Source organism: Enterobacter vonholyi, from assembly GCF_040834095.1.
In the GTDB taxonomy this organism is placed as follows: Bacteria; Pseudomonadota; Gammaproteobacteria; order Enterobacterales; family Enterobacteriaceae; genus Enterobacter; species Enterobacter vonholyi.
Map to the genome: position 1 here is coordinate 2,656,421 of NZ_CP162152.1, position 24,839 is coordinate 2,681,259.

The 24,839-nt window shown below is 56.3% G+C and carries 24 protein-coding genes; 8 read left to right on the top strand and 16 right to left on the bottom strand.

Going from position 1 to position 24,839, the window contains the following annotated elements:
* Positions 1-8 precede the first annotated feature (8 nt).
* Positions 9-878, bottom strand: coding sequence for a copper homeostasis membrane protein CopD (gene copD, locus AB3N39_RS12520; protein ID WP_127731440.1), 870 nt, complete (start codon positions 876-878; stop codon positions 9-11).
* Position 879: 1 nt separating this feature from the next.
* On the bottom strand, positions 880-1,251 hold the full coding sequence (yobA, locus tag AB3N39_RS12525) for a CopC domain-containing protein YobA (RefSeq protein ID WP_115875680.1): 372 nt from the start codon (positions 1,249-1,251) through the stop codon (positions 880-882).
* A gap of 137 nt (positions 1,252-1,388) precedes the next feature.
* Between yobA and AB3N39_RS12530 the strand changes: the two genes are divergently transcribed.
* From AB3N39_RS12530 to exoX, 3 genes are all read left to right on the top strand, one after another.
* Complete coding sequence (locus tag AB3N39_RS12530; RefSeq protein WP_008500465.1) at positions 1,389-1,619, top strand: DNA polymerase III subunit theta; 231 nt, start codon at positions 1,389-1,391, stop codon at positions 1,617-1,619.
* Positions 1,620-1,729: 110 nt separating this feature from the next.
* The gene (locus AB3N39_RS12535; RefSeq protein ID WP_367896766.1) at positions 1,730-2,380 is read left to right on the top strand and encodes a nitrilase-related carbon-nitrogen hydrolase; all 651 of its coding nucleotides are present in this window, start codon (positions 1,730-1,732) and stop codon (positions 2,378-2,380) included.
* Between the two features lie 24 nt (positions 2,381-2,404).
* On the top strand, positions 2,405-3,067 hold the full coding sequence (gene exoX, locus AB3N39_RS12540; protein ID WP_010432611.1) for an exodeoxyribonuclease X: 663 nt from the start codon (positions 2,405-2,407) through the stop codon (positions 3,065-3,067).
* Here the strand turns inward: exoX and ptrB are convergent.
* Both ptrB and AB3N39_RS12550 read right to left on the bottom strand, forming a co-directional pair.
* Entirely contained in the window at positions 3,064-5,124 is a 2,061-nt protein-coding gene (ptrB, locus tag AB3N39_RS12545) for an oligopeptidase B (protein WP_367896767.1), read from the bottom strand. The genes exoX and ptrB overlap by 4 nt on opposite strands.
* Positions 5,125-5,209: 85 nt before the next feature.
* Positions 5,210-5,857 (bottom strand): tellurite resistance TerB family protein, encoded by a 648-nt coding sequence (locus AB3N39_RS12550; RefSeq protein WP_111964812.1) that lies wholly within the window; start codon positions 5,855-5,857, stop codon positions 5,210-5,212.
* A gap of 171 nt (positions 5,858-6,028) precedes the next feature.
* On the opposite strand from AB3N39_RS12550, the gene purT reads away from it, so the two are divergent.
* On the top strand, positions 6,029-7,207 hold the full coding sequence (gene purT, locus AB3N39_RS12555; protein WP_367896768.1) for a formate-dependent phosphoribosylglycinamide formyltransferase: 1,179 nt from the start codon (positions 6,029-6,031) through the stop codon (positions 7,205-7,207).
* Positions 7,208-7,248: 41 nt separating this feature from the next.
* On the opposite strand, the gene kdgA is transcribed toward purT, so the two are convergent.
* From kdgA to zwf, 3 genes are all read right to left on the bottom strand, one after another.
* Positions 7,249-7,890 carry a bifunctional 4-hydroxy-2-oxoglutarate aldolase/2-dehydro-3-deoxy-phosphogluconate aldolase gene (kdgA, locus tag AB3N39_RS12560; protein ID WP_063409039.1) on the bottom strand — a complete coding sequence of 214 codons (642 nt, stop codon included), beginning with the start codon at positions 7,888-7,890 and terminating at the stop codon, positions 7,249-7,251.
* 39 nt (positions 7,891-7,929) lie between these two features.
* A complete protein-coding gene (edd, locus tag AB3N39_RS12565) occupies positions 7,930-9,741 on the bottom strand; it encodes a phosphogluconate dehydratase (protein WP_115875686.1) in 1,812 nt (603 codons plus the stop codon).
* Between the two features lie 233 nt (positions 9,742-9,974).
* Complete coding sequence (gene zwf, locus AB3N39_RS12570) at positions 9,975-11,450, bottom strand: glucose-6-phosphate dehydrogenase (RefSeq protein ID WP_008500457.1); 1,476 nt, start codon at positions 11,448-11,450, stop codon at positions 9,975-9,977.
* A 356-nt stretch (positions 11,451-11,806) separates the two neighbouring features.
* Between zwf and AB3N39_RS12575 the strand changes: the two genes are divergently transcribed.
* Both AB3N39_RS12575 and pyk read left to right on the top strand, forming a co-directional pair.
* Complete coding sequence (locus AB3N39_RS12575; RefSeq protein ID WP_115875687.1) at positions 11,807-12,676, top strand: MurR/RpiR family transcriptional regulator; 870 nt, start codon at positions 11,807-11,809, stop codon at positions 12,674-12,676.
* Between the two features lie 140 nt (positions 12,677-12,816).
* Complete coding sequence (gene pyk, locus AB3N39_RS12580; protein WP_008500455.1) at positions 12,817-14,259, top strand: pyruvate kinase; 1,443 nt, start codon at positions 12,817-12,819, stop codon at positions 14,257-14,259.
* 45 nt (positions 14,260-14,304) lie between these two features.
* On the opposite strand, the gene lpxM is transcribed toward pyk, so the two are convergent.
* The 3 genes from lpxM to znuA all read right to left on the bottom strand — a co-directional run bounded on the left by lpxM (position 14,305) and on the right by znuA (position 17,677).
* On the bottom strand, positions 14,305-15,276 hold the full coding sequence (gene lpxM, locus AB3N39_RS12585; protein ID WP_029741765.1) for a lauroyl-Kdo(2)-lipid IV(A) myristoyltransferase: 972 nt from the start codon (positions 15,274-15,276) through the stop codon (positions 14,305-14,307).
* A 121-nt stretch (positions 15,277-15,397) separates the two neighbouring features.
* Positions 15,398-16,717 (bottom strand): murein DD-endopeptidase MepM, encoded by a 1,320-nt coding sequence (mepM, locus tag AB3N39_RS12590; RefSeq protein ID WP_367896769.1) that lies wholly within the window; start codon positions 16,715-16,717, stop codon positions 15,398-15,400.
* A gap of 15 nt (positions 16,718-16,732) precedes the next feature.
* A complete protein-coding gene (znuA, locus tag AB3N39_RS12595; protein WP_127732807.1) occupies positions 16,733-17,677 on the bottom strand; it encodes a zinc ABC transporter substrate-binding protein ZnuA in 945 nt (314 codons plus the stop codon).
* A 77-nt stretch (positions 17,678-17,754) separates the two neighbouring features.
* On the opposite strand from znuA, the gene znuC reads away from it, so the two are divergent.
* Both znuC and znuB read left to right on the top strand, forming a co-directional pair.
* Positions 17,755-18,507, top strand: coding sequence for a zinc ABC transporter ATP-binding protein ZnuC (znuC, locus tag AB3N39_RS12600; protein ID WP_136195778.1), 753 nt, complete (start codon positions 17,755-17,757; stop codon positions 18,505-18,507).
* Positions 18,507-19,292, top strand: a complete 786-nt coding sequence (gene znuB / locus AB3N39_RS12605; protein WP_045326744.1) for a zinc ABC transporter permease subunit ZnuB — start codon at positions 18,507-18,509, stop codon at positions 19,290-19,292. Before znuC ends, znuB begins: the two co-directional genes overlap by 1 nt.
* A 52-nt stretch (positions 19,293-19,344) precedes the next feature.
* Here the strand turns inward: znuB and ruvB are convergent, their stop codons facing one another.
* From ruvB to aspS, 6 genes are all read right to left on the bottom strand, one after another.
* On the bottom strand, positions 19,345-20,355 hold the full coding sequence (gene ruvB / locus AB3N39_RS12610; protein WP_008500449.1) for a Holliday junction branch migration DNA helicase RuvB: 1,011 nt from the start codon (positions 20,353-20,355) through the stop codon (positions 19,345-19,347).
* Between the two features lie 8 nt (positions 20,356-20,363).
* On the bottom strand, positions 20,364-20,978 hold the full coding sequence (ruvA, locus tag AB3N39_RS12615; protein WP_023617042.1) for a Holliday junction branch migration protein RuvA: 615 nt from the start codon (positions 20,976-20,978) through the stop codon (positions 20,364-20,366).
* Positions 20,979-21,058: 80 nt separating this feature from the next.
* Positions 21,059-21,580: a crossover junction endodeoxyribonuclease RuvC gene (gene ruvC / locus AB3N39_RS12620; RefSeq protein ID WP_003859749.1), complete on the bottom strand. Its 522-nt coding sequence runs from the start codon at positions 21,578-21,580 to the stop codon at positions 21,059-21,061.
* Positions 21,581-21,614: 34 nt separating this feature from the next.
* On the bottom strand, positions 21,615-22,355 hold the full coding sequence (locus AB3N39_RS12625; protein WP_008500447.1) for a YebC/PmpR family DNA-binding transcriptional regulator: 741 nt from the start codon (positions 22,353-22,355) through the stop codon (positions 21,615-21,617).
* A gap of 27 nt (positions 22,356-22,382) precedes the next feature.
* On the bottom strand, positions 22,383-22,826 hold the full coding sequence (nudB, locus tag AB3N39_RS12630) for a dihydroneopterin triphosphate diphosphatase (RefSeq protein ID WP_008500446.1): 444 nt from the start codon (positions 22,824-22,826) through the stop codon (positions 22,383-22,385).
* 1 nt (position 22,827) lies between these two features.
* Positions 22,828-24,600: an aspartate--tRNA ligase gene (aspS, locus tag AB3N39_RS12635; RefSeq protein WP_111964818.1), complete on the bottom strand. Its 1,773-nt coding sequence runs from the start codon at positions 24,598-24,600 to the stop codon at positions 22,828-22,830.
* Between the last annotated feature and the right edge of the window lie 239 nt (positions 24,601-24,839).

The window sequence follows — 24,839 nt, forward strand, 5'->3', positions numbered from 1 at the left end:
TAACCTTATCAGAAGGGTTCCCAGGTGGCGAACAGACTGACCGTTGCCAGCACCAGCGCTCCCAGCACCACTTCTGCCTGCGTCATCCTGATAAAAATCTGTTGTGCTCGCCCGCTCTCCGGACGAAACCGTGGCACCAGAAAATACCGATTTGCCAGCGCAATTACCACCATCAACGCCACCAGCGCACATTTGAACAACAAAAACTGTACGTAACCAGCCTGCCAGGGAATATGGACACCCAGTATCATGAGCGCATTGATCGCTCCGCTGAGCAGCACGCCCGCGACGGCGTAATGGCCCACGCGCGAAAAGCGCATCATGGTATAAATGGCGGCATTCTGCCAGCGTCCTTTGGCCAGACGCATGCAGAACAGCAGAGGCAGTAATCCGCCAAGCCAGGTTGCGGCGCAGATCATGTGAAAAGCATAATTAAGACGCTGCAACGCCCCCATCGGACCGTCGTTCATTGCCGCGTGCCCTACCCCAGCCAGCAGGATAAGCTGGCCCATCGTAAGCAACAGCAGCCGCGAACCTTTCAGCGGTGCGAGCCATGCTGCGCCGACCGTGGTCGCAGCGAGTATGATTTGCCACAGCCAGACGCCGCCAAACTGCGTCCTCATTACGCCGTACCAGACCTGCGGGGCAAACACATCTCCCCAGCCGTTACCCATCAGTCCGCCCTGAAGCATAAACATCAGGAGCGCTGCCGCCAGGCTCATTAAGGCCGCCACTTTCTGCTGCAGCTGAAATCGCCGGGACATCAGGCGGTGGAGAGAGGAAGGCGCAAACCAGACGCTGTAAAGCGCGTTGCCAAAAACAAGCATCAGCGCCCCGAAATGGATAAAGCGCAACCCGATATAACACAGCGCCAGCATGCTATTTCACGCTAAAGTGATAGCTGCCTTTGGTTTTATGGCCGTCTACGGAGACGACATGCCAGTCTACCTGGTACGTTCCTGACGTCAGCGTTTGTTCCAGCGGAACGGTGAGTTGCGCCTTGTTCTTTTCGTCGCGCGTGGCGGTTCCCGTTTTGATGACCTGCTTTTGCGCATCCGTTACCACCACACCGCTAAACCCCGGTTCGATGCCTTCTGAAAAATTCAGCGTAAGTGCCTGCGGAGCGCTCACCACGCTGTCTGCTGCCGGGCTCTGCTGTTTAAGATGTGCATGTGCCAGCGCGGAGGGCGCCATCATTGTCGAGGCCACAAAAACCAGTGCGCATACCGCGCGGGAGGCGGAGAAACCCATCGCAATCATTCCTTTTTGTTATGTCTGTATGCTAAAGAATAACGCTGTATAATAAACGAGTCGAGGATCATCCTGCCTCCGCTTGTCATCGTCGTGCAATCGCGGTAACGTTGCCGCCGCAGAAAAAGGAGAAGGTAATGAAGATCAATCTGGCCGCCCTTCCGCAGGACGAGATGGATAAAGTGAATGTCGATCTCGCTGCCGCTGGCGTCGCGTTCAAAGAGCGTTACAACATGCCTGTCGTGGCTGAAGTCGTTGAACGGGAACAACCCGCCCATCTGCGCGACTGGTTTCGCGAAAGATTAATCGCCCACCGTCTCGCCTCGGTTAACCTCTCCCGTTTACCGTACGAACCTAAAGTTAAATAAGCTTAACGAGTCGTTACACTTCCTTACGCGGAATCTGGCAGGATAAGAAAACCCTGATAAATTTAGGTGTATTCTTATATCCCTGCGACTCAGTGTATAAGGAAGTCACGATGTCACATTGGAACATAGCGGCAGCCCAGTATGGCGGGCTGCATCAGAGTGTGAATGACCATGTTACGCACCACCTGCGCTTCATCGCCGAAGCCGCACGGCAGGGGTGCGATCTGCTGGTCTTCCCTGAACTCTCCTTAACGGGCTCTGGCGCGCCGACGCTACCTCCCCCACCCGATGACGCGCAGCTGGAGCCGCTGCTTAACGCGGCACATTTTTACCAGATTACCGTTATTGCGGGACTCCCCCTGGATCAGGATGGGCAGAGACAGAAAGGTCTTGTGCTGTTTTCGCCTGCCCGCCATCGCATTTTGCGCTATCCGCAAGGGCGCGGAGCGAGCCTGGTGCCGGGGGACAAGCACCTTAGCATCATTGATGCACATCCCGATTCTCCCAATCTCGATCCCAGAGCAACGCTTGTTACCAGCTGCCAGTCGGTGGGGGATAATCGCTGGCGGCAGTCCATCAGTAACCTGCAGCGCTTCGCGCATAAATATGCTATTGCGGTGCTAATGGCGAACGCCTGCGGCGGCAGCGCGCTGTGGGATGATAAAGGCCAGCTGATCGTCCGCGCGGATGAGGGCGAGCTTCTGGTGACCGGCACGCTCGGCGGAGAGGGTTGGCAAGGCGATATCATTCCTTTAGGCTAGGCGTTTTAAGCTCAGGAGTTTTCAATGCTGCGCGTCATCGATACCGAAACTTGCGATCTTCAGGGCGGAATAGTGGAAGTGGCCTCTGTCGACGTGGTTGATGGTAAAATCGTCAACCCAATGAGCCATCTGGTGCGTCCCGATCGCCCCATCAGCCCCCAGGCGATGGCTATCCATCGCATTACAGAATCGATGGTGGCGGATAAGCCCTGGATTGAAGAGATCATTCCGCACTACTACGGTAGCCCGTGGTACGTCGCGCATAACGCCAGCTTTGACCGCCGGGTGCTACCTGAAATGCCGGGCGAATGGATTTGCACAATGAAGCTGGCGCGTCGTCTCTGGCCGGGCATCAAATACAGCAATATGGCGCTGTACAAGTCCCGCAAGCTCAGCGTTCGTACCCCTGAGGGGCTTCACCATCACCGCGCCCTGTATGACTGCTATATCACCGCCGCGTTGCTGATTGATATTATGAATATCTCAGGCTGGACACCGGATGATATGGCGACGATCACCGGACGCCCCGCGTTACTGACCACATTTACCTTTGGTAAATATCGCGGGAAGCCGGTGTCCGAGGTAGCGGATAAAGACCCGGGCTATTTGCGCTGGCTGTATAACAACCTCGACAGAATGAGTCCGGAACTGCGCTTAACGCTGAAACATTATCTGGGCGACGCTTAACCCTCCGCACGACCTGGCAGCGTGTCCTGCGCCAGGCCAATCAGGAAGGCATATTCCAGGGCAACCCCTTCGTACGATTTAAATCGTCCCGATTTCCCGCCGTGTCCGGAGTCCATATCGGTACACAGCAGCAGCAGATTGCCATCGGTTTTCAGCTCCCGCAGCTTTGCCACCCATTTTGCCGGCTCCCAGTACTGCACCTGAGAATCATGCAAACCGGTGGTGACCAGCATGTGCGGGTAGGCTTTCGCCTCCACGTTATCGTACGGGCTGTACTCTTTCATATAGCGGTAGTACATCTCATCCTGCGGATTTCCCCACTCCTCAAACTCCCCGGTGGTAAGAGGGATAGATTCATCGAGCATGGTCGTGACCACATCGACAAACGGTACCTGCGCGACAATCCCCTTAAAGCGATCGGGACGCTGGTTGATAACCGCCCCCATCAGCATGCCGCCCGCGCTGCCTCCCATGCCAAAGCAGAGTTGCGGATCGCCATAGCCCTGCTCAATTAGCGCATCGCAGACGTCGAGATAATCATTGAAGGTGTTTTTCTTTTTCAGGAATTTCCCGTCTTCATACCAGTGTTGGCCCAGCTCACCGCCGCCGCGAATATGGGCTATGGCGAAAACAAAACCGCGATCGAGCAGGCTTAATCGGCTGCTGCTGAAATCGGCGTCCATGCTTGAGCCATACGAACCGTAGCCGTAAACCAGGATCGGGTTTTTGCCTTTCTGGAAATGGGCTTGGTGATAGACGAGCGAGACGGGGACCTCAACGCCATCCCGGGCGGTGACCCAGAGGTGCTCGCTGCGGTAGTTTTCAGACTCAAAACCTTTTACCTCGGTCTGTTTAATCACCTGGCGCTGCCCGGTATCCATGTCCAGCTCAAACAGGGTGTCCGGTGTGGTCATGGATGAGTAGCCGTAGCGCAGCCGCGATGATTCGGGTTCGGGATTGAATCCAATCCACGTCACATAGGCCGGGTCGTCGAACGCAATCCCCACCACTTCACGCGTTTTGCGATTGATTTGCCGGATACTGGTCAGCCCGCGCTGACGCTCCTCCACCACCAGCCAGTCGGTAAACAGGGTGAACCCTTCCAGCATCACCTGATCCCGCGCGGGAATAAGCACCTCCCACTTGCGCTCATCGCGCACTTTGGTTTTATAGAGACCAAAGTTTTTGCCCTCACGATTGGAGCGCAAATAAAAGCTGTGCTGGAAATGATCCAGGCTGTACTCGTGATCCTTGCGGCGCGGCAGAAAACAGAGCGGCTGGGCGTCAGGCAGTTCGGCATCCAGCAGCAGAACTTCCGACGTCGTCGCGCTGGCAAGGAAGATAATCACATAGTGGCGCGAGGAGGTTTTATGCAGGCTGACATAAAACGTTTCGTCTTTCTCTTCATAAACCAGCTCGTCGTCAGCGGAGTCCGTTCCCACGGTATGCCGCCATACCTGATAAGGCAGTAGCGTCGAGGCGTGCTTTTTGACGTAGTAAACCGTCTCGGAATCATTCGCCCAGACAAAATCCGGGGAGACGTTTTCCAGCATTTCCGGATACCAGTTGCCGGTCTCCAGATTGCGAAACCGCAGGCCGTACTGGCGGCGGGAGAGATAATCCTCCGCCAGTGCCATCACCGCATTGTCAGGCGAAATGGACATGCCACCCAGGGTATAAAACTCGCTGTGGGCAGCGCGCTGGTTGGCATCCAGCAGAATATCCCACTCGTCCCATTCGGCGCTTAACACCGACTGACGCTGGTAGATGGGATACTCATTGCCGGGCTCGTAAATATGGCGATAGCGATAGCCGTTTTTGGTCCAGGGCGCGGAGATATCGCGCTGCGGAATACGCTGCACCATTTCATTCAGCAGCTGGTCCTGAAGCGTCTGCTGGCTGGACATGACCTTGCGGCCATAGTCGTTTTCCTCGTGCAGGTAGTCGAGCACCTCTGGCCGGGAGCGCGAATCGTCCCGTAGCCAGTAATAGTTGTCTATACGCGTATCGCCATGCGTGGTGATCGCATAAGGTATACGTCGGGCTTTCGGTGGCATGTCATCATTCTTTTTCGTTTTACACCCTATAAGGTTGGCAAAACCCACGCATGATGCAAGCGAAACAGGGTCGCAACGGCGAGAACTATCCCTGTAACGCCTGTTTTTGTTCCCGGATATCCCGCTCAATGCCTTCGCGCACGTCTTGTGGGATCTTTAACGCATCGCCCAGGGCGTTAAGGTAGCTCCGCTCCATAAAGTGATCGATATCGATGGCGGCACAGCTGAGGAAATAGAGTTCAAGCGCCTCTTCCTCATTTTTCACGCTTTGCGCCAGACGCTGCGGCTCCAGAGGCTGTTCGATGGCCTGCGCCACCAGCGTTCTGCCCTTCTCTTCAACGCCGGCTTCACGCAGCTGCTGCTCGATCGCCAGTCGTTCCTTATCGTCGATATGTCCATCACTTTTCGCGGCAAAGACCAGCGCCAGGATTAGCCGTTCGGTACGCAGATCCAGCGGCGAGGTGTGCTCGCCGTAATGCGGTTCATCGCTGTGCGCGGTCCTGACCCTGTCCTTGTATTTGTTCCACAGGACGGTACCCGCAATGGCGCCCCCACCGGCCAGCAGTGCGCCTGTCCCGTACTTTGCCAGCAGCTTGCGCGAGGATTTATTCGCGACCAGCAGGCCTGCCAGCCCGCCAAGCGCCCCGGGTACCAGCAGTTTGCTCAGGTCCCGCTCGCCAGACGATGTTTTCTGCCCTAACAGGGATTGCAATTGATTTAGCCAGCCAGACATGATTTCCCTCACTTAACGGTGAATATGTTCCACAGCGTAAGCGAGCGGGCGTCAGGAAATGTCTGGACGGGCTAAAGAAGCGCAAATTTCTTCTCCCCTCACCTGGCCGTGTACAAGACATACGCAAACGTTTTCGTTTATACTGCCCGCAACTTTTTCAGGGGGATTGTTATGATTCGTTTAGGAACCGCGCTGCGACCTGCGGCGACGCGAGTGATGCTGTTGGGATCGGGCGAGCTGGGGAAAGAAGTCGCCATTGAGTGCCAGCGTTTAGGCGTGGAAGTGATTGCCGTGGACCGTTACGCCGACGCCCCAGCCATGCACGTCGCCCATCGTGCTTATGTGATTAACATGCTGGAGGGCGATGCCCTTCGCGAGCTGATTACGCGCGAGAAACCTGATTTTGTCGTGCCGGAAATTGAAGCCATTGCCACCGATACGCTGATCGCGCTTGAGCAGGAAGGCCAGCGCGTGGTGCCCTGCGCGAAAGCCGCAAAGCTGACCATGAACCGCGAAGGCATTCGTCGCCTGGCGGCAGAAGAGCTGGGATTGCCCACGTCGAGCTATCGTTTTGCTGGCGATAAGGCAGCATTCCTGCAGGCTGTAGACGAGATTGGCTACCCGTGCATCGTTAAGCCGGTGATGAGCTCCTCCGGTAAAGGACAGAGCTTTATTCGCGACAGCAGCACGCTGGAAAAGGCGTGGGAGTACGCCCAGCAGGGCGGCCGCGCCGGCGCCGGTCGCGTCATCGTCGAAGGCGTCGTGAAGTTTGATTTCGAGATCACCCTGCTGACCGTCAGCGCCGTTGACGGCGTCCATTTCTGCGATCCGATTGGCCACCGCCAGGAGGATGGCGATTACCGCGAATCCTGGCAGCCGCAGCAGATGAGCGCCCTGGCGCTGGAACGTGCTCAGGAGATCGCCCGTAAAACCGTCCTGGCGCTGGGCGGCTATGGCCTGTTCGGCGTGGAGCTGTTTGTGTGCGGCGACGAGGTGATTTTCAGCGAAGTCTCCCCTCGCCCGCATGACACCGGCATGGTGACGCTGATTTCGCAGGATCTCTCCGAATTCGCTCTGCACGTGCGTGCCTTCCTCGGCCTGCCCGTCGGGGGTATCCGTCAGTACGGCCCGGCCGCCTCGGCGGTGATCCTGCCGCAGTTAACCAGCCAGAACGTCACGTTTGATAATGTCGACGGGGCGGTGGGTGCCGGGTTGCAGGTACGTTTGTTCGGCAAGCCTGAGATTGATGGAACCCGGCGTCTTGGCGTGGCGTTAGCCACCGGGGATAACGTTGACGACGCCGTGGCGAGAGCCAAAGCGGCCGCAGCAAGCGTTAAGGTAACGGGATAAAAAAACGGGCCGAAAGGCCCGTTTTTCATGCGACGAGAGACTTACTGCTTCGCGCCTTCTACCGCTTCGCGAGCCAGTTTGGTGATGCGATCCCAGTCGCCCGCTTCCAGCGCATCCGCCGGAACCAGCCATGAGCCACCGATGCACAGGACGCTTTTCAGTGCCAGGTAGTCACGGTAGTTGGCAGGAGAGATGCCGCCCGTCGGGCAGAAGCGTACCTGAGAGAATGGACCCGCAATCGCCTGCAGCGCTTTGGTGCCGCCGTTCGCTTCAGCCGGGAAGAATTTAAACTCTTTCAGACCGTAGTCCATGCCCAGCATCAGTTCGGAGACGGTGCTGATACCCGGGATCAGTGGAATAGTGCCTTCGGTCGCGGCTTTCAGCAGCGACTCGGTCAGCCCCGGGCTAATGGCAAACTGTGCGCCCGCTTCGGTCACTTCAGCCAGCTGTTTTGCGTTCGTCACGGTACCCGCACCGATGATGGCGTCCGGCACTTCTTTGGCAATCGCGCGAATGGCATCCATCGCGCAGGCGGTGCGCAGGGTCACTTCCAGAACGCGAACGCCACCCGCAACCAGCGCTTTCGCCATCGGTACAGCGTGCTCCAGCTTGTTTACCACGATAACCGGCACGACAGGGCCAGTGGTCAGGATTGATTCTGCACTTGTTTTCCAGTTTTTCATCAGAGTTTTCTCTCGCCAGATCGTTAAAATCAAGTCGTCTTAAAACGTAATACAGGTAGCGCCCTGCTCCGCACCGGAGAGTTTCTCACGCAGCGCGCTGAACATTTCGCGTCCGGTCCCCACGCGCGATGCGCTCAGGTCAGGAATATGGGGCTGACGTGCCGCCAGCTCGGCGTCATCGACCAGCAGGGTTAACTCACCTGTCTGACCGTTCACCCGGATCGTGTCACCGTCACGCACTTTCGCCAGTAAACCGCCGTCGTAAGCTTCAGGCGTCACGTGGATGGCTGAAGGCACTTTACCGGATGCCCCTGAGAGGCGTCCATCGGTTACTAACGCAATTTTGAAACGGCGGTCCAATAATACACCAAGTGGTGGCATAAGTTTATGTAATTCTGGCATCCCGTTAGCTTTAGGCCCCTGGTGACGCACCACCACCACGCAGTCTTTATCAAGCAGGCCGGCGTCAAAGGCAGGTAATACATCGTGCTGGCTTTCAAACACCACCGCCGGCGCTTCGATAATCTGGTTCTCTTCCGGTACGGCAGAGGTTTTCATCACCGCGCGACCGAGGTTACCGCTCAGCACTTTGGTGCCACCGTGAGGAGAGAACGGTTTGTCGATAGTGGCAATAACCTGCGCATCAAGAGACGCGCTCGCCCCATCACGCCAGTCCAGCTCGCCGTTGTTCAGCCACGGCTCCTGGGTGTAGCGCTGCAGGCCAAAGCCAGCCACGGTATTCACGTCTTCATGCAGCAGACCGCCCTTCAGCAGCTCGCGCATCAGCAGCGGTACGCCGCCAGCGGCCTGGAAGTGGTTGATGTCCGCCGGGCCATTCGGGTACAGGCGTGCCATCAGCGGCACCACGGAAGAGATCTCGGAGAAGTCATCCCAGTTAATCAGAATGCCCGCCGCACGCGCCATAGCCACCAGGTGCATGGTGTGGTTGGTTGACCCCCCGGTTGCCAGCAGCGCGACAATCCCGTTGACGATGACTTTTTCATCGACCATTTTACCCATCGGCATCCATTCGTTGCCGTTTCCGGTCAGACGCGTAACCTGACGGGCCGCGGCCTCGGTCAGCGCCTTGCGCAGCGGCGCATCCGGCTGGATAAAGGACGAGCCCGGAAGCTGCATCCCCATAAACTCCACCACCATCTGGTTAGTGTTAGCCGTACCGTAGAACGTACAGGTCCCCGGCGCATGATAGGACGCGGCTTCCGCCTCCAGCAGCGCCTGACGGTCTGCTTTCCCTTCCGCGTACAGCTGGCGGATACGCACTTTTTCTTTGTTCGGCAGGCCGCTTGCCATTGGACCGGACGGCACGAAGATAGCAGGCAGATGCCCAAACGACAGCGCCGCCATCACCAGACCCGGGACAATCTTGTCGCACACGCCGAGATAGAGCGCGCCATCAAACATGTTGTGTGAAAGACCCACCGCCGCGGACATGGCAATCACTTCGCGGCTCAGCAGGGAGAGCTCCATACCGTCCTGACCCTGCGTTACGCCGTCGCACATGGCGGGTACCCCACCCGCGACCTGGCCCACCGCATTCACGCTGTGCAGCGCTTTACGGATGATATCCGGGTAAACCTCATAGGGCTGGTGCGCGGAGAGCATATCGTTATAAGCGGTAATGATGGCGATATTGTTACGCAACATGCTTTTCAGCGACGCTTTATCGTCAGGCTGGCAGGCGGCGAAGCCGTGCGCCAGGTTACCGCAGGCCAGCTGAGATCGGTGGACGGTGTTGCTCTTTGCCTGCTCAATCCGGGCGAGGTAGGCCGAACGGGTCTCTTTCGAGCGCTCAATAATGCGCTGTGTTACGCGTAACAATGTCGGATTCATAAAAGCTCCTCTCATTTATCTGTCCGGGCTCGGGAGTTTACAAAGTCGCTGGCAGTTGTTAACAACGCTGAAACGCTTGCTGTCCGGAGCTCAGGGGCAAAATCACTTCCGGCAGTGTAATAAAAAAAGCTCCGCGGGTGAATCCACGCGGAGCTTAAAAGTTGAAAATTGTGCCACTAGCTGTGTTAGATCATGTTACCGGTAAAATAACACTTTCGGGCTAGCGGATTATCTTACTCAAACTCGTTCCAGGAGCGGCCATCGCGGGTGATCATCGCCACCGACGCGACAGGTCCCCAGGTGCCCGCCTGATACGGTTTTGGCGCATCCTGATCGGCAGCCCAGGCTTCGGTGATGGAGTCGACCCATTTCCATGCTTCTTCCACTTCATCACGGCGCACGAACAGCGCCTGAATACCGCGCATGGTTTCCAGCAGCAGACGCTCGTAAGCATCGGCCAGGTGCGTCTGGTTGAAAGTTTCGGAATAGCTCAGATCCAGCTTGGTGGTCTGCAGGTTGTGTTTATGATCCAGGCCCGGCACTTTGTTCAGGATCTGGATATCCACGCCCTCGTCCGGCTGCAGACGAATGGTCAGTTTATTTTGCGGCAGTTCCTGCCAGGACTCTTTGAACAGGTTCAATTCCGGGTTCTTAAAGTAGACAACCACTTCGGAACATTTGGCCGGCAGACGCTTACCGGTGCGCAGGTAGAACGGAACACCCGCCCAGCGCCAGTCGTCGATATCCACGCGGATAGCCACGAACGTCTCGGTGTTGCTGGACTTGTTCGCGCCCTCTTCTTCCAGGTAGCCTGGCACTTTTTTGCCTTGCGCAAACCCGGCGGTGTACTGGCCGCGAACGGTCTTCTCGCGCACGTTGGAGCGGTCGATGCGGCGCAGCGACTTCAGCACTTTCACTTTGGCGTCGCGGATGCTGTCAGCCGTCAGGTCAGACGGAGGAGACATGGCAATCATGCACAGAATCTGCAGCAGGTGGTTCTGGATCATGTCGCGCATCTGACCGGCCTGGTCAAAGTAACCCCAGCGGCCTTCAATCCCCACCTCTTCCGCCACGGTGATTTCCACGTGGTCGATAGTGCGGTTGTCCCAGTTATTCACAAACAGGGAGTTAGCGAAACGCAGCGCCAGCAGGTTCAGAACCGTCTCTTTACCGAGGTAGTGGTCGATACGGTAGACCTGGCATTCTTCAAAGAACTCGCCCACCTGGTCGTTGATTTCGCGCGAGGTTGCCAGCGACGTACCCAGCGGCTTCTCCATCACGACGCGCGCCGGTTTGGCGTTCAGTTTGGCTTCGCCCAGACCTTTGCAAATGGCGCCGAAGGTGCTTGGCGGCATGGCGAAATAGTTAATGGTGACACGGTTTTTCTGATCCAGCATCGCGCCCAGGCGGGCGAATGCGCTGACGTCATTCACGTCCAGGTTGCAGAAATCGAGGCGTCCACTCAGGGTATCCCACAAACTTTCATCAATTTTTTCTTTCATGAAAGTTTCGAGCGCCTCGCGGACGACTTTGGTATAAGCGTCCTTGTCCCAGTCGGCGCGCCCTACACCCAGGATACGGGTATCCGGATGAATTTGGCCCGCTTTCTCCAGTTGATACAGGGAAGGCAGCAATTTTCGGCGTGCAAGATCGCCTTTCGCGCCGAAAATGACCAGGTCACATGCCTGGGCTGTTTGCGTTACCGCCATGTCATTCTCCTCAGTTGGATCACCTGGTGCTTCTGCCAGGTATCGTTGTAATTTTATTACAATGCACTGTACTGCTTTTACGTCATTCCCGAAACCATTAGCGCTTATCGTCGCGTGCGATACCGCGATTTTTCACCCTTCGGATGATTTCGACGGTTTAATGACGCAACAACCGTCGTTTCTTTGCGCAACAGGGTCATAGCAAAACCCGACACCGATCAAGTAATGAAAAAAAACAACAACATTATCTTGTCGATTGTTACCCTTAATGGAAGCCACAAGGGTAATATCGGCTAAATCGAATCTCGATTTCATCAATTTATGAAATCGTTTACACCCATGAGCGTCCTGTTAACATGAACATGCTGGAAAAAATCCAGTTTCAACTGGAACACCTTAGCAAATCCGAGCGTAAAGTGGCCGAGGTCATTATGGCCTCCCCCGCTCAGGCGATTCATTCAAGCATCGCCGCTCTGGCACAGGAAGCGGGTGTTAGCGAACCCACGGTCAATCGCTTTTGCCGCAGTCTGGAAACGCGCGGCTTTCCTGATTTTAAACTGCATCTGGCACAAAGTCTGGCTAACGGCACCCCTTATGTTAATCGTAATGTGGATGAAGACGACAGCGTTGATGCCTATACCACGAAAATTTTTGAGTCGGCCATGGCTTCGCTTGACCACGTCCGTCAGTCTCTGGACATGAGCTCCGTGAATCGCGCGGTGGATTTACTCACCCAGGCCAAGCGAATTGCGTTCTTTGGGCTCGGGTCGTCGGCGGCCGTCGCGCATGACGCCATGAATAAATTTTTCCGCTTTAACGTTCCGGTTATTTATTCCGATGACATTGTGCTGCAACGCATGAGCTGTATGAATTGCAGTGAAGATGACGTCGTGGTACTGATTTCGCATACCGGCCGCACCAAAAGTCAGGTAGAGCTGGCGCAGCTGGCCCGTGAAAACGATGCCATGGTGATTGCGCTCACTACAGCCGGCACGCCGCTGGCGCGTGAGGCAACGCTGGCAATCACCCTCGACGTGCCGGAAGACACAGACATTTATATGCCGATGGTCTCCCGACTGGCCCAGCTCACCGTGATTGACGTGCTTGCGACCGGTTTTACCCTACGTCGCGGGGCAAAATTCCGGGATAACTTGAAGCGGGTCAAGGAAGCGCTGAAGGAATCGCGTTTTGATAAAGAATTGCTTATAAAGAGCGATGTTCCCTGATAGTTGATAACGAATACGTCACGAATAATGACGATGTAACGATTTACGGCATTCGGTCCCCTCGCCGCTGCCTTGCAGCAGATGAAGGCCGATTCAATGTTCACGCAACACCAAAGTTGTTTCAGTCAACGGAGTATTACATGTCCAGAAGGCTTCGCAGAACCAAGATCGTAACCACCTTAGGCCCGGCCACCGATCGCGATAATAATCTCGAAAAAATTATCGCCGCCGGTGCCAACGTGGTGCGTATGAACTTCTCTCACGGTACGCCAGAAGACCATAAATTACGTGCCGATAAAGTGCGTGAAATTGCAGCAAAACTGGGCCGCCACGTTGCTATCCTCGGCGATTTGCAGGGTCCAAAAATCCGTGTATCGACCTTTAAAGAGGGTAAAGTTTTCCTCAATATCGGCGACAAATTCCTGCTTGATGCCAACCTGGGCAAAGGCGAAGGCGATAAAGAGAAAGTTGGTATCGACTATAAAGGCCTGCCGGCTGACGTGGTGCCTGGCGATATCCTGCTGCTCGACGACGGTCGCGTACAGCTGAAAGTGCTGGAAGTTCAGGGCATGAAAGTGTTCACCGAAGTCACCGTTGGCGGCCCGCTCTCCAACAATAAAGGCATCAACAAACTGGGTGGCGGCCTCTCAGCAGAAGCGCTTACCGATAAAGACAAAGCGGACATCGTAACTGCCGCGCTGATCGGCGTTGACTACCTGGCCGTCTCCTTCCCGCGCTGTGGCGAAGATCTTAACTATGCGCGTCGCCTGGCACGTGATGCAGGCTGCGATGCTAAAATCGTCGCTAAAGTTGAACGAGCGGAGGCCGTTTGCGATCAGGATGCCATGGACGATGTGATCCTCGCCTCTGACGTTGTCATGGTTGCGCGTGGTGACCTGGGCGTGGAAATCGGCGACCCTGAGCTGGTCGGTATCCAGAAAGCGCTGATTCGTCGCGCACGTCAGCTGAACCGCGCGGTGATCACCGCCACTCAGATGATGGAATCGATGATCACCAACCCAATGCCAACCCGTGCGGAAGTTATGGACGTGGCCAACGCCGTGCTGGACGGTACGGATGCGGTGATGCTCTCTGCGGAAACCGCTGCGGGCCAGTATCCGGCAGAAACCGTGGCCGCCATGGCGCGAGTCTGCCTGGGCGCTGAAAAGATCCCAAGCATCAACGTCTCTAAACATCGTCTGGACGTGCAGTTCGACAACGTGGAAGAAGCGATTGCGATGTCTGCGATGTACGCGGCAAACCACCTGAAGGGCGTTACCGCGATCATCACCATGACCGAATCTGGCCGCACCGCGCTGATGACCTCTCGTATCAGCTCTGGCCTGCCAATTTTCGCCATGTCCCGTCACGAACGTACCCTGAACCTGACGGCGTTGTACCGCGGCGTGACGCCGGTTCACTTCGACAGCACTAATGATGGCGTAGCTGCAGCGCACGATGCCGTAAACCTGCTGCGCGACAAAGGCTATCTGGTGTCCGGTGATATCGTTATCGTGACCCAGGGCGATGTGATGAGCACCATCGGCTCAACCAACACCACGCGCGTTATGACCGTCGAGTAATAACGTTTGTGTTAAAAAGCCCTCTCCGTCTGGAGAGGGCTTTTTTTATTTCCTCGGATAAAGCTCTTTGCGTTTGTAGGGCTCTGTTTCACCCGGTTTACGCGTTTTAAGCAGCTTCAAAATCCACGTGTACTGTTCGGCATGCGGCCCCACCAGGATCTCCACCTCTTCGTTCATTCGACGCGCGATGGTGTGGTCGTCCGCGGTGAGCAGATCGTCCATCGGCGGACGGACCTCAATACTCAGGCGATGCGTTTTGCCGTCATAGACCGGGAATAGCGGGATCACGCGGGCACGACAGACTTTCATCAGTCGACCAATCGCGGGGAGCGTCGCTTTATAGGTCGCAAAGAAATCGACAAACTCGCTGTGCTCTGGGCCGTGGTCCTGATCCGGCAGATAGTAGCCCCAGTACCCCTGACGTACCGACTGAATGAAGGGCTTAATGCCATCGTTACGCGCATGCAAACGTCCGCCAAAACGACGACGCACCGTGTTCCAGACAAAATCGTAGATTTTATTTCCCTGGTTATGGAACATCGCCGCCATTTTCTGGCCCTGAGACGCCATGAGCATCGCCGGAATATCAACGCCCCAGCCGTGGGGGACAAGGAAAATGACTTTCTCGTCATTGCGGCGCATCTCCTCGATGATGTCCAGCCCTTTCCAGTCAACGCGATCGACGATTTTATCCGGCCCTTTCAGCGCCAGTTCCGCCATCATCGCCATTGCCTGCGGGGCAGTGGTATACATCTCATCAATAATTGCCTCACGTTCGGCGTCGCTTTTCTCAGGAAAACAGTAGTAGAGATTAATCTGCGCGCGGCGGCGAGCGCTCTTGCCTAAACGCCCGGCCAGACGGCCAATTTTCCCCAGAACTGGGTCTCGGACGGAAGCCGGCAGCAACGCCATCCCCGCAAAGGCGTAAACACCAAGCCAGGCGCCCCAGTTGCGCGGATGGCGAAAGGATTTTTCAAACTCAGGAATGTATTCAATATTGTTTTTTTTGGTTTCCATGCTGGATCCAGGGTCTGATGAAGCAAAATTTTATTCAGATAGTGTAGCGAGGCAGTCGTCCCCGCACAAAAGAAAAAGCCGGCGTCAGTGTGCGCCGGCTTTTTTAACAAAAACAGAGGGCTTAGTTTAAGCTCAGCTGCGGTATCACCTCTTTCACCTGCGCCAGATAATCAGTACGATCTTTACCTGTCAGGCCTTCGGTGCGCGGCAGTTTCGCCGTCAGCGGGTTCACTGCCTGTTGGTTGATCCACACTTCATAGTGCAGATGCGGGCCGGTAGAGCGTCCGGTATTGCCGGAAATCGCGATACGGTCACCACGCTTCACCTTCTGGCCCGGTTTGACCAGCAGCTTGCGCAGGTGCATGTAGCGGGTCGTATAAGTACGACCATGCCGTACCGCGACATAATATCCGGCGGCACCGCTACGCTTGGCCACCACCACTTCGCCATCCCCTACCGCCAGTACCGGCGTACCCTGCGGCATGGCAAAATCAACGCCACGGTGCGGCGCGACGCGCCCGGTTACCGGGTTCAGACGACGCGGGTTAAAGTTAGAAGAGACGCGGAACTGTTTTGCCGTCGGGAAGCGCAGGAAGCCTTTCGCAAGGCCCGTACCGCTGCGATCGTAGAACTTACCGTCTTCGGCACGAATCGCGTAATAATCTTTACCCTCAGAGCGCAGTCGGACGCCCAGCAGCTGGCTTTGCTCGCGCTTGCCGTCCAGCATCTCGCGTGACATCAGGACGGAGAACTCATCGCCCTTCTTCAGCTTGCGGAAATCCATCTGCCACTGCATGGCTTTGATCACCGAACTGATTTCAGCGCTGGTCAAGCCTGCATCGCGCGCGCTTGAGACAAAGCTCGCGCCCACGGTGCCTTTCAGAACGCTGTTAATCCAGTCACCCTTCTGCATTTCGCTGGTCATCTTGAAACCGTTTGCAGTGCGATCGTAGGTGCGGGTTTCGCGGCGGGACATTTCCCAGGTCAGACGCTGGAGATCGCCATCCGCCGTTAATGTCCAGGAGAGCTGCTGTCCGATTTTCAGATTACGAAGATCTTTATCCGCAGCCGCCAGCTGGCTGATATTGCCCATGTCGATGCCGTACTGGTTCAGCACGCTGCTCAGCGTGTCACCGGTAGACACTACATATTCGTGGATACCCGCTTCGTTCTCGGTTTTATCGTCCAGTTCATCCTGCGGGATAGCTTCATCTTCCTGAGCCGCCTGGTCGATAGGCTCACTGGCTTCAGGCAGCAAAGAACGGATTTCGCTCTTTTCAAGCTCAATGGTTTTGATGATAGGGGCAGAACTCGGGTGGTACACATAGGGCCGCCAGACGGCGACCGCTAAGGTGAGTACTGTAAGCGACCCCAGCATAACGCGGTGGGGTCGAGGCAGATTGTTAAATGCCAGGGCGACAGAGCGGGCTATCTGTTGCACGTATTCACTTCCTCGTTATTCTCCTTTCAGGCAGCTCGCATACTGGTTCGCCAGTTGGCTGAGGAACTGCGAATAGCTCGCTTTGCTCAACTGGATATTCGTACCTAGCGGGTCAAGGGTTCCCATGCGCACGGATGTTCCCCTGGCCACGGCTTCTACGACCGCTGGCCTGAACTGTGGCTCAGCAAAAACGCATGTCGCTTTCTGCTCAACCAGCTGTGTTCTGATTTCATGTAAACGCTGCGCACCAGGCTGAATTTCAGGGTTGACGGTGAAGTGGCCCAGCGGGGTCAAACCGTAGTGTTTTTCGTAATAGCCGTAGGCGTCATGAAAAACGAAATACCCTTTTCCTTTCAACGGTGCGAGCTCATTACCCACCTGCTTATCGGTTGCGGCTAATTGTGCCTCAAAATCCTTCAGGTTGGCGTCTAGTTTGGCTCGACTTTGCGGCATAAGTTCCACTAATTTGTCATGGATTGCAACCGCTGAAAGCCGCGCTATCTCTGGGGATAACCAAAGATGCATGTTGTACTCGCCGTGATGGTGATCTCCATCACCTTTTTCACCGTCTGCAGCATGGTGGTCATGTTCGTCGCCGTCGTCATCCGCCCCTTTCATGAGCAACGGTTTCACGCCGGGGAGGTCGGCAATCGCGACCTGTTTTTCACCCGCCACCTGTTTTGCTGACTTCTGCATGAACGCTTCCATTTCAGGACCAATCCAGACGACTAAGTCCGCGTTTTGCAAGCGTTTTACATCTGACGGGCGCAGGGAATAGTCATGCTCAGATGCACCATCAGGGAGCAGAACCTGGGTCTCCGTTACGCCGTCTGCAATGGCGGACGCGATGAATCCAAGTGGCTTAAGCGAAGCGACAACCGCAGCGTTAACATCTTGTGCGGTTGTCCCCCAAAGGGCAGCAGATAATGCTGCGAAAAGAAGCGTATTTTTATGTAACATAATGCGACTAATCATCGTAGTGAATGCGTGGAATGTGATATTATAACATTCGTTGACTTCTTCAAGCTTAAAATGACATGACGACATTGGTTTCTCTTGAAAATATTTCGGTCTCATTTGGCCAGCGCCGCGTCCTCTCTGACGTGTCGCTCGATCTGAAGCCCGGCAAAATTCTGACGCTTCTCGGCCCCAATGGCGCAGGTAAATCCACCCTGGTACGCGTGGTGCTGGGTCTGGTCGCACCCGATGAAGGCGTGATTAAGCGCGAGGAAAAATTGCGTATTGGCTATGTACCGCAAAAACTTCATCTCGACGCCACGCTGCCGCTGACGGTCAGCCGTTTCCTGCGTCTGCGCCCCGGCACGCGTAAAGCCGATATTCTCCCGGCACTGAAACGCGTGCAGGCGGGCCATCTTGTCGATGCGCCGCTGCAAAAACTCTCCGGCGGTGAAACTCAGCGTGTTTTACTTGCCCGCGCGCTGCTGAGCAGCCCGCAGCTTCTGGTACTGGATGAGCCGACTCAGGGTGTGGATGTTAATGGTCAGGTTGCGCTTTATGATTTGATCGACCAGCTACGTCGCGAGCTCGATTGCGCAGTGCTGATGGTCTCCCATGATCTCCATCTGGTAATGGCAAAAACCGACGAAGTGCTGTGCCTCAACCACCATATCTGCTGCTCAGGTACGCCTGAAGTCGTCTCCATGCATCCGGAGTTTATCTCCATGTTCGGCCCTCGCGGCGCCGAGCAGCTTGGCATTTATCGTCATCATCATAATCATCGCCATGATTTACAGGGACGAATCGTACTGCGTCGGGGAAATGGACACTAATGATTGAACTGTTACTGCCCGGCTGGCTGGCCGGGATTATGCTTGCCTGCGCCGCGGGCCCGCTCGGCTCGTTTGTGGTATGGCGCAGAATGTCTTACTTCGGTGATACCCTGGCGCATGCGTCCCTGCTGGGCGTGGCTTTTGGCCTGCTGCTGAACGTCAACCCGTTCTACGCGGTGATTGTGGTCACGCTGCTGCTGGCGGCCGGTCTGGTCTGGCTGGAGAAGCGTCCTCACCTCGCCATCGATACCCTGCTTGGCATCATGGCGCACAGCGCCCTGTCGCTGGGCCTGGTGGTGGTCAGCCTGATGTCGAACATCCGCGTGGATCTGATGGCCTACCTCTTCGGTGACCTGCTGGCCGTGACGCCGGAGGATCTCATCGCTATAGCCATTGGCGTGCTGGTGGTGCTCGCTATTCTGCTCTGGCAGTGGCGGAATTTACTGGCCATGACCGTCAGCCCGGATCTGGCATTTGTCGACGGCGTGAAGCTGCAGCGCGTTAAGCTGCTGCTGATGCTGGTGACGGCGTTAACCATTGGCGTAGCGATGAAGTTTGTCGGCGCGCTGATTATTACGTCCCTGCTGATCATCCCTGCCGCTACGGCGCGTCGTTTTGCCCGTACGCCTGAGCAGATGGCCGGCGTAGCCGTGATCGTCGGGATGATTGCGGTAACGGGTGGACTCACCTTCTCGGCGTTCTATGACACGCCTGCTGGGCCGTCCGTGGTGCTGAGTGCTGCGGTGCTGTTTATCTTCAGTATGATGAAGAAGACCGCACAGTAGTGGGTATGTCCCCGGTGACGCTTCGCTTACCGGGGCTACAAATTATCGCTGCTTACGGCATTGCCGGTGGCGTAATACCGAAATGATTCCACGCCCGCACCGTCGCCATACGTCCACGCGGGGTGCGCTGCAGGAAGCCCTGCTGAATCAGATACGGCTCCAGCACATCTTCAATCGTCTCACGCTCTTCACCAATAGCCGCCGCCAGGTTATCCAGCCCGACCGGGCCACCAAAGAACTTGTCCAGCACCGCCAGCAGCAGCTTGCGGTCCATGTAATCAAAACCTTCGGCATCGACGTTCAGCATGTCCAGCGCCTGGGCGGCAATCTCGGCGGAAATCGAACCGTTGTGCTTTACCTCTGCAAAGTCACGCACGCGGCGCAGCAGGCGGTTGGCGATACGCGGCGTACCGCGGGAACGCTTCGCCACTTCAAACGCGCCCTCTTCGCTCATTTCCAGCCCCATATAGCGGGCGCTGCGGCCAACGATGTGCTGGAGATCGGCAACCTGATAAAATTCCAGACGCTGCACGATCCCGAAACGGTCGCGCAGTGGAGAGGTCAACGACCCGGCTCGCGTCGTTGCGCCAATCAGGGTAAACGGCGGCAGATCGATTTTGATGGAGCGCGCGGCCGGACCTTCGCCGATCATGATATCCAGCTGGTAATCTTCCATCGCCGGATAGAGCACCTCTTCTACCACCGGTGAGAGACGGTGGATCTCATCGATAAACAGCACGTCATGTGGTTCGAGGTTGGTCAGCATCGCAGCGAGATCGCCCGCCTTCTCCAGCACCGGGCCGGAGGTGGTGCGCAGGTTAACGCCCATCTCATTGGCGACGATATTCGCCAGCGTGGTTTTGCCTAAACCGGGAGGGCCAAAAATCAGCAGGTGATCGAGCGCATCGCCGCGCAGTTTTGCCGCCTGGATGAAAATCTCCATCTGGGAACGAACCTGCGGCTGGCCAATGTACTCATCAAGCAGTTTTGGGCGAATCGCGCGATCCACCACATCCTCTGCCTGAACAGTGCCTGCCGAAACCAGGCGGTCTGCTTCTATCATCCTTTACCTCACAATGCAGCGCGCAGCGCTTCACGAATCAGGGTTTCACTGCTGGCGTCCGGTTTGGCAATTTTGCTCACCATACGGCTGGCCTCCTGAGGTTTATAGCCCAGCGCCACCAGCGCGGCAACCGCTTCCTGCTCGGCATCATCATCCGTCGCAGGCGCACCTGGAGAGGTCAGTACCAGATCGGCCGCCGGCGTGAAGAGATCGCCATGCAGGCCTTTAAAGCGGTCTTTCATCTCGACAATCAGACGCTCTGCCGTTTTCTTACCGATGCCCGGAAGCTTAATCAGCGCCGCAGGATCTTCGCGCTCAACAGCATTCACAAACTGTGGTGCAGACATGCCGGATAAGATCGCCAGCGCCAGTTTCGGCCCGACGCCGTTGGTTTTAATCAGCTCGCGGAACAGCGTGCGTTCCTGCTTGTTGTTGAAGCCGTACAGCAGCTGAGCATCTTCACGCACCACAAACTGAGTAAAGACAATCGCCTCTTTGCCCGCGTCCGGCAGCTCGTAGAAGCAGGTCATCGGCATATGGACTTCATAGCCCACGCCACCCACTTCCAGCAGCACTAACGGGGGTTGTTTTTCAATGATGATGCCTCTGAGTCTGCCTATCACGTGACGCTCCTGCGTTCTGGAAGAAATTAACTGCCGACATAATAAAAAAAGGCTGGATAAACATCCAGCCTGATTTGTCATTATCGTAACCTGCCTCGCGCCAGATTGAGCCGCGACTCGCTCATTTGCATCGCGTTCTGGCTCACGTGACAGTGGGTAATCGCAATCGCCAGCGCATCCGCGGCATCGGCCTGCGGGTTCGCAGGGAGCTTCAGCAGGGTACGCACCATGTGCTGCACCTGACTTTTCTCCGCGCTACCAATACCCACCACCGTCTGCTTAACCTGACGCGCCGCGTATTCAAATACCGGCAAATCCTGGTTCACGGCAGCGACAATGGCAACGCCACGAGCCTGGCCGAGCTTCAGCGCCGAATCGGCGTTTTTCGCCATGAAGACCTGCTCGATGGCGAAATAGTCCGGCTGAAACTGGGTGATGATCTCCGATACGCCCGCATAAATGAGCTTCAGGCGCGACGGCAGATCGTCAACTTTGGTGCGGATACAGCCGCTGCCCAGGTAGGTTAACTGGCGTCCCACCTGACGGATAACGCCATAACCGGTGACGCGTGAGCCTGGGTCAATCCCGAGAATAATCGACATCACGCGTCTCCTGTAACGGATTTATACGCTCTCATCAGAGAGTCGCTGCAACCTCATCAGAGATTTCACCGTTGTGGTACACTTCCTGCACGTCGTCACAGTCTTCGAGCATGTCGATCAGACGCAGCAGTTTTGGTGCGGTTTCCGCATCCATGTCCGCTTTGGTGGACGGGATCATGGAGACTTCAGCGTTGTCCGCTTTCAGGCCTGCCGCTTCCAGCGCGTCGCGCACGGCACCCATCTCTTCCCATGCGGTATAAACGTCGATAGCACCGTCGTCGAAGGTCACTACGTCTTCCGCACCGGCTTCCAGCGCCGCTTCCATGATCGCATCTTCGTCGCCTTTCTCGAAAGAGATGACGCCTTTTTTGCTGAACAGGTACGCAACGGAACCGTCAGTGCCCAGGTTGCCACCGGTTTTGGTGAACGCGTGGCGCACTTCCGCAACGGTACGGTTACGGTTGTCGGACAGGCACTCAACCATCACCGCCGTACCGCCAGGACCGTAACCTTCATAAATGATGGTTTCCATGTTCGCGTCTTCGTCACCGCCCACGCCACGTGCGATTGCACGGTTCAGGGTGTCACGCGTCATGTTGTTGGACAGCGCTTTATCAACCGCCGCGCGCAGACGCGGGTTAGACGCCGGGTCGCCGCCGCCCAGACGCGCTGCCGTCACCAGCTCGCGAATGATTTTGGTAAAGATCTTACCGCGCTTGGCATCCTGTGCCGCTTTGCGGTGTTTGGTGTTGGCCCACTTACTATGACCTGCCATAAAAATATCCTCAAAGAGCGCGCCTTTTCAGGCAGCGTTAATTACAAATTCTTCAATCGCCTGCCGGTTGCTCCACGACTTGGTCAGCGCGGCAGCATCCGCCGCATTCACCCAGCGGTAGGTCAGGTGTTCGGTAAACACGATCTCCCGTTCATGGGGGAGCGCGAGACAGAACCACGATTCCGTATTGCGCTCGGTACCCGGCGCGTAGCGATGACGTAAATGGCTAAAAATTTCGAACTCCACCGTGCGCTGACAGTCCTTCAGGGTCAGTTGCTCGCGGGCAACGTCAATGGCGACCTCTTCCTTTACTTCACGCGCGGCGGCCTGCGGCGCGGTCTCCCCCTCTTCCAGACTGCCGGTAACCGACTGCCAGAATTCAGGGTCATCACGCCGCTGCAACATCAGCACCCGCTTCGTGTCTTCTGCATAAATGACCACCAGGACCGAAACGGGGAGCTTATATGTCATATCAGTTTTTCTCTTCCTTCTTCACCACCTCAATGCCCAGCTCAGCCAGTGCGGCCGGGTTGGCAAAGCTTGGCGCTTCGGTCATCAGACACGCTGCGGCAGTGGTTTTCGGGAAGGCGATAACATCACGGATGTTATCGGTGCCGGTCAGCAGCATGGTCAGACGGTCAAGACCAAAGGCCAGACCCGCGTGCGGAGGCGTACCGTATTTCAGCGCGTCCAGCAGGAAGCCGAATTTCTCGCGCTGCTCCTGCTCGTTGATGCCCAGGATGCCGAACACGGTCTGCTGCATTTCACCGCTGTGAATACGCACGGAACCGCCGCCCACTTCGTAGCCGTTAATGACCATATCGTAGGCGTTGGCGACGGCCTCTTCCGGTGCCGCTTTCAGCTCTGCCGCCGTCATCTCTTTTGGCGAGGTGAACGGGTGGTGCATCGCGGTCAGGCCGCCTTCACCGTCGTCTTCAAACATTGGGAAGTCGATAACCCACAGCGGCGCCCATTTGCTCTCGTCGGTCAGGTTCAGGTCTTTGCCGAGCTTCAGACGCAGCGCGCCCATCGCATCCGCAACAACTTTCTTGTTATCTGCGCCGAAGAAGATCATGTCGCCGTCCTGCGCGCCGGTGCGCTCAAGGATCGCTTCCACGATGTCCGCGTTCAGGAATTTCGCGACCGGGCTGGTGATACCTTCCAGACCTTTCGCACGCTCGGTCACTTTAATATAGGCCAGACCTTTAGCGCCGTAGATCTTGATGAAGTTGCCGTAATCGTCGATCTGCTTACGGCTCAGTGCTGCACCACCCGGTACGCGCAGGGCCGCCACGCGACCTTTCGGATCGTTAGCCGGGCCGGAGAAGACGGCAAACTCAACGGCTTTCACCAGGTCTGCAACGTCCACCAGCTCCATCGGGTTACGCAGGTCTGGTTTGTCAGAGCCATAACGACGCTCGGCTTCCGCGAAGGTCATGATTGGGAAATCGCCCAGCTCAACGCCTTTAACGTCGTTCCACAGGCTACGCACCAGGGCTTCCATCACTTCACGCACCTGCTCAGCGGTCATGAAGGAGGTTTCCACATCGATCTGGGTAAATTCAGGCTGGCGGTCAGCACGCAGGTCTTCGTCGCGGAAGCATTTCACGATCTGATAGTAGCGATCGAAGCCGGACATCATCAGCAGCTGTTTGAACAGCTGTGGAGACTGCGGCAGCGCGTAGAATTTGCCTTTATGAACGCGGGATGGGACCAGGTAATCGCGCGCGCCTTCCGGCGTGGCTTTGGTCAGCATCGGGGTTTCGATATCAAGGAAACCGTGGTCATCCATAAAGCGACGCACCAGGCTGGTGATTTTCGCACGGGTTTTCAGGCGCTGAGCCATTTCCGGGCGACGCAGATCCAGGTAGCGGTATTTCAGACGCGCTTCTTCAGTGTTGACGTGGTTGGAGTCCAGCGGCAGCGCTTCAGCACGGTTAATGATCGTCAGATCGGACGCCAGCACTTCAATGGCACCCGTCGCCATGTCGGCGTTAACGTTTTTCTCGTCACGCGCACGCACGGTGCCGGTGACCTGAATGCAGAACTCATTACGCAGCTCAGAGGCCAGCTTCAACGCATCAGCGCGATCCGGATCGAAGAACACCTGAACGATACCTTCGCGGTCGCGCATATCGATGAAGATAAGGCTACCAAGATCACGACGACGATTGACCCAACCACACAGGGTGACCTGCTGTCCGACGTGGGACTGACGCAGCTGCCCGCAATATTCTGTACGCATGAGATATCCCTTAATTAGCCGCAGGCTAAATGTCGCCTGGTATGCAGGCTACTATGTCGCAGCTTTCTGTATGTCACAACTGGATGAAAAAAGGCGGCTATTATACTGGAAATTCCGCCGGACGATAAGAGCGAACCACGGCCTGGCGGTCGTTTGCTGCACTCTTATTGCGCATTCTCACAAAAATTAACAAAATTATCCGCCCAGGAACAGGCCATCACGTCGTATGGTGTCCGGAA